This window comes from Psychrobacter sp. 16-MNA-CIBAN-0192, assembly GCF_040309565.1.
GTDB lineage: Bacteria > Pseudomonadota > Gammaproteobacteria > Pseudomonadales > Moraxellaceae > Psychrobacter.
On the sequence record NZ_JBEOOX010000643.1, the window covers coordinates 1 to 242 of the forward strand.

The 242-nt window shown below is 45.9% G+C and carries 1 protein-coding gene; it reads right to left on the reverse strand.

Features of this window, described 5'->3' with window-relative positions; genetic code table 11:
- Positions 1 to 240 (reverse strand): arginine repressor (locus tag AAEY78_RS14695; RefSeq protein ID WP_352340208.1); only part of this gene is annotated, 240 nt, incomplete at its 3' end.
- Between the last annotated feature and the right edge of the window lie 2 nt (positions 241 to 242).

Below are 242 nucleotides of genomic sequence, written 5' to 3' on the forward strand. Positions count from 1 at the left end.
GCCATCGGCTTTACCTAATGAGTCAAGTAAACGCGCAATGAGCTGAGCCGCGCCTGGACTGGTACGGATAATAATCATCATTTCGTTATGCATTATATCAATAACAAGCTGACGCAACGGACTTTTTGCTGTGGGTACGCCCATTTCTGCAGGCAAGCAATACACCATTTCTTGTTTGGCATTACGCGTTCGTACCGCGCCAAATTTACTAAGCATGCGCGACACTTTGCTTTGGCTTATAT